The 4,604-nt window shown below is 73.3% G+C and carries 3 protein-coding genes; 1 reads left to right on the top strand and 2 read right to left on the bottom strand.

The window, feature by feature from the left end; all coding sequences use genetic code 11:
* Nucleotides 1–254 precede the first annotated feature (254 nt).
* Together E1182_RS29345 and E1182_RS29340 are read right to left on the bottom strand one after the other, a co-directional pair.
* The gene (locus tag E1182_RS29345) at nt 255–1,025 is read right to left on the bottom strand and encodes a DUF5995 family protein (protein ID WP_132270969.1); all 771 of its coding nucleotides are present in this window, start codon (nt 1,023–1,025) and stop codon (nt 255–257) included.
* A gap of 118 nt (nt 1,026–1,143) precedes the next feature.
* Nucleotides 1,144–4,062, bottom strand: a complete 2,919-nt coding sequence (locus tag E1182_RS29340) for a helix-turn-helix transcriptional regulator (RefSeq protein WP_132270968.1) — start codon at nt 4,060–4,062, stop codon at nt 1,144–1,146.
* Nucleotides 4,063–4,245: 183 nt separating this feature from the next.
* Between E1182_RS29340 and E1182_RS29335 the strand changes: the two genes are divergently transcribed.
* A partial coding sequence (locus E1182_RS29335) for an adenylate/guanylate cyclase domain-containing protein (RefSeq protein WP_132270967.1) occupies nt 4,246–4,604 on the top strand: 359 nt, incomplete at its 3' end.

Raw genomic sequence — 4,604 nt, 5'->3', positions numbered from 1 at the left:
GTCCCGCTCCTGCGCCATGCCCCGTCCCACTCTCCGCGCCCCTGCACCGACCGTAAGCGGTCTTCGTGGCTCCTCCCGGCGGAACCGGGCAAGCCGGGGACACTCACCCGACCGGCGGTGGGGTGCGGACGGCTACCGGCGCTCCCCCGTCCACCGCCGGCCAGGCGGTCTCCAGCGCCGGTAGCGGCCCGTGTCGCGGCAGGGGACCGTCCCCGCGCCCCGGTTTCCCGGAGCGCGGGAACCCCCCGTCCCGGCTACTGCAGAAACGCCCCCAGCGGCGAGAGCAGTAGCCGTCCGAGCGCAGCGGCGTTGTTGTCCAGCCGCGTACGCTCGCAGTCGCGGGCGTACGGGTCGTGCCGGCAGCGCCAGATCTTCTGGGCGTTCCGCCAGGCCACGTCCCGCGTGTATTCCACCAGTTCGCCCTGGTACCAGTCGTCGACATCGCCGTTGAGCATGTCCAGCAGCAGTTGCCAGCGCTCCAGGTAGCCCCGGCGCAACGACGGGATCTTGTCGGCGAAGATATCGTTGATCTTCAGATAGTCGCGGTGCTGGTCGGTGCCGTCCACCGGCTCCGACTCCAGGTGGTCGAACGTGGTCACCAGCGCGAACGGAAGATCGAAGTTGATGTGCGCGTTCACCCCCGCCGCCGCCGACGGCAGCGGGCGGGCGTCCGGCCCCCGCATCCGCTGGAACAGGCAGGACCACGCCTGCGGAGTGGTCGGGCTGGACTCGGTCCACAGCCGCAGCGCGTCGAAGTAACGGGCGGCGAACTCCACGTCGAGCCGGGCGAGGAAGACCGGGTCGGCGAAGAAGTCGTCGTACAACCCCTCCAGCACGGTGGTGGTGATGACCAGGTAGAGCCGGTTGAAGTCGGCCAGCGGGCAGCTGGCCTCCAGTGGGGGCAGCCGCACCAGCAGGTCCTGGAGCTTGGTGAGGTGGTCCACCACCGCCGGCACGTCCCCCGGGTGGTCGGCGAGCAGTCCGACGATGTCGGCGTGGACCGGGCCCCAGACCGGTTCCGTCATGTCTCCTCCACAGTGGTCCGGACGAGCCCCGTGCCGTCGTCCTCCGCGCATCAGCCTTCCAGCGCCGTACGTCGACGCCATCAGTAGAACGACGTATTCGCGTTGCGACGCCCGCCGGTCACTCGCCCCGATTGCGCAGGTAGATCGCGCTGGCCTGGACCCTGGTCCGCACCTGAAGCTTGTCGAAGATGTGAGAGACGTGTACGCCGATGGTGCGCTCGCTGATGAACAGCCGCTGGCCGATCTCCTTGTTGGTCAGCCCCTCGGCCACCGCGGCGAGCACCTCCCGCTCCCGGGCGGTGAGCGCCCCCAGTTCGTCGCCGGCCGGCTGGCCCCGCCCGCCCGAGCGGGCGACGGTCGGCTGTGCACGCTCCTCCAGCTTCACCCGGGCCCGCCCGGCCAGGTTCCTGATCTCGCTGGTCAGCGGGGCCGCACCCAGCCCCTGCGCGGTCTGGTACGCCTGGCGCAACAGCTTCGCCGCGGTGGCGCTGCGGCTACGCCGCGCCAGCAATGCCTCGGCCTGCCGCAGCCGGGAGTAGGCCGCCGGGTACGGGTGGTTGCGCCGATCCCACTCGACCGCCGAGCGGGCCCACGCCTCCGGGCAGCCGCGACCGTCCAGCCGGCTCAGCTCGGCGGTGCACAGCGCCAGGAAACCCTCAGCGACGTAGCGGACCGGGCGGGCCGCCGTCACGCTCTTGGTGGTCACCCGGTCGACGGCGTCCCGCAGCCGCCGCACGGCCGTCTCGTCCACCGGCACGGTGCGGCTGGCGCGCGCCTCCGCCTCCGCCCGCAACCCGTGCCAGGCCAGGGTCGCCAACAGCAGCACGTCGTCGGAGCGACTCTCGGTGAGACCGCGCTGCACGGCCTGCCGGGCGACGTCGTGCCGGCCCTGCCACATGGCCAGCCCGGCGCGCAGGATCAGCATCGGCAGCACGTGGCGGGGGGCGCCACCGCCGGCGAGCATGGTGGCCACCGCTTCCAGGTCCCGGTCGGAGGCCTCGACGTCGCCGTAGCCGACCGAGAGCCGGCAACGGGCCAACAGCAGCTCGACGGCATCGGCGCCGGAGGGGCGGTGCCGCAGCGCCGCAGCGACCACCTTCTCCGCCTCGGCCCACTGCCCCACCCGGAACAACCCGTTGGTGGCGATCGCCAGCAGCCGCGTCTCGTAGGTACGCCCCAGCCCCAGCTGGGCGACCCGCTCGGCACCGCGTCGAGCCACCACCACACCCTCCTCGAGGATGTTCAGCGGCCCGGTGAGCAGCTCCGCCAGGTGCAGGTACGCGCAGGCGACGTCCTCGGGCCGGCCGGCCCGCTCGGCGGTCTGCAACGCCTGGCGCATCACCGCCAGCCCCGCGTCGGGATCCTCCAGGAACGCCTCGCTGAAGCCGAGCGCGGAGCTGGCGAGGACCACCTCGGAGGTGCTGCCCTCGACCGTCGCGGCCAGGTTCAGCGCCGCCCGGGCCCGCTGGCCGGCCTCGGCGTAGCGGCCCAGGTGCAGCAACAGCTCAGCGAGGTGGGCCGCGGCGGTGGCCCGTTCCCCGTCGGTGCAGTCGGCGGCCTGCAGGACCCGCTGGTACTCGGCCTCGGCGGGGGCGGAGCGGCCGGCGGCGGCGAGGTACCGGGCCCGGCGGATGCGCAGCGCGCAGGACGGCTCGGTGTCCGCGTCGGCCAGCTCGGCCAGCAGGGACAGCGCCCGGGCGTGCTCGCCGCACTGGTGCGCGGTCTCCGCGGCGTGTTCCAGCAGCTCCGCCCGGTTCACCTCGATGGACGTCGTCGCCGGGCCGGTCGCCGGGGTGGCGGCCAGTTGCAGCGCCGCAGACCAGTGCCGGTGCGCCTCGGCGAAACCGTGCAGCCGCTGCGCCTCCCGGGCGGCGGCCATCGCCGCCGGCAGGGCCCGGCCGGGTTCCCCGGCCAGCCGCCAGTGGTGCGCCAGCCGCGCCTGGTGCAGGTCGGCCGGGGCCCGGGTGAGCGCCTCGGCGTAGCGCCGGTGCAGGGCTGAGCGCTCCGCCGGCAGCAGTTCGTGCTCCAGCACCTCGGCGACGAGCCGGTGCCGCAGCCGGTAGCCGTCGTCGGCGCTGACCAGCAGGCGGTGTGCCACAGCCGCCCGGACCGCGTCGATCAGCTCCTGCTCCGGCAGGTGCAGCACGTCAGCGAGCAGCCAGTGCGCCACCGGCTCCACCCCGACTGCCACGGCGTGCACCACGGTGTGCGCGTGCTGGGGCAACGCGTCGACCCGGGACAGAAAGATCTCCCGCAGTGTGTCCGAGAGGCCGTCGCGGCCGTCGCGCAGGTCGCGGGCGAGTTCCTCGACCACGAACGGATTGCCGCCGCTGCGCTGCCAGATCTGGTCCGCGGCCTCCGGGTTCAGCGGGGCACCGACGATGGCGGCGGCGAGCCGGTCGGTGTCGGCCCGGTCCAGCGGGGCGAGGTCGAGCACCCGTACCGACCGGAGCCGACGCAGCTCGGTGAGGACCCGGCGCAGCGGGTGGGCACCCTGCAACGCCTCGGCACGGATCGCGGCCAGCACGGACAGTTGCAGGTCGCCCAGGCCGGCGAGGAGATAGAGCAACAGTTGGCGGGTGCTCCGGTCGACCCACTGCAGGTCGTCGAGGACGAGCACCAGCGGGCGCCCCTCGGCGAGGAGGCTCAGCCCGCGGGAGACCCGTTCGAGCAGCGCGCCGCCGTCCGGGGCGGCCGGCTCGTCGGCGAACATCCGCAGCAGACCACGGACGGCGGACGAGGTGCGGACCTGCGATCCGGCCAGGTCGGCGTCGAACCGGCGCAGCGCCTGCACCACCGGGTGCAGCGGGGACGCGTCGCCGATGTCCAGGCAGGAGCCGGTGAGAACCACGGCTCCGGCGGCACGCAGCCGGGCACCGGCCTCGTGCAACAGCCGAGACTTGCCCACCCCGCTCTCGCCGCTGACGAAGACCGCGGCGGTCTGCCCCGACCCCGACTCGCCGAGGAGCGCGGAACGCAGCTCCGTCAAATGGTCGGCACGGCCGACGAGCGGTGCGGTGTCCACATCGCTGGCCATGTCCGCAGCCTAGTCACACCTCTCGCGCCGTTCTACGGCTGATTGGCGCTGTCGTACCTCTCGCGTCGAGTTTGTGGCCGAAGGTGGCGGTGGACCGACATACGTCGTTCTGCAGATCCCCCGACGCGCCGGTGGTGACAGTCTCCGGAGGGTCGTCAGGCACCGCTGGGAAAGGTGGGTGCGATGCCACTGTCCACGATCGTCGCCGGTCGGGAGAAAGACGTCACTGTGCCGGCCTGGCCGGTGCCGGAGGAACGGCGCACGATCAGTGTGCTCTTCGCCGACATCGTCGGGTCGACCGCGCTGACCGAGCGGCTCGACCCGGAGGATGTCCGGGCCCTGCAACGGGCGTACTTCGACACCGTCGCGGGGGTGCTGCGGCGCTGGCAGGGTGTGGTGGAGAAGTACGTCGGCGACGCGGTGATGGCGCTGTTCGGCGCCCGCCGCTCCGACGGGCTCGACGCGTACCGGGCGGTGCGTGCGGGGCTGGAGATCCAGCAGGCGCTGGACCAGCGGCCGATGCCGGGGGGCGTGCGGCTGCG

Source organism: Micromonospora sp. KC721, assembly GCF_004348355.1.
In the GTDB taxonomy this organism is placed as follows: domain Bacteria; phylum Actinomycetota; class Actinomycetes; order Mycobacteriales; family Micromonosporaceae; genus Micromonospora.
This window is presented reverse-complemented; position numbering and strand designations above follow the sequence as displayed.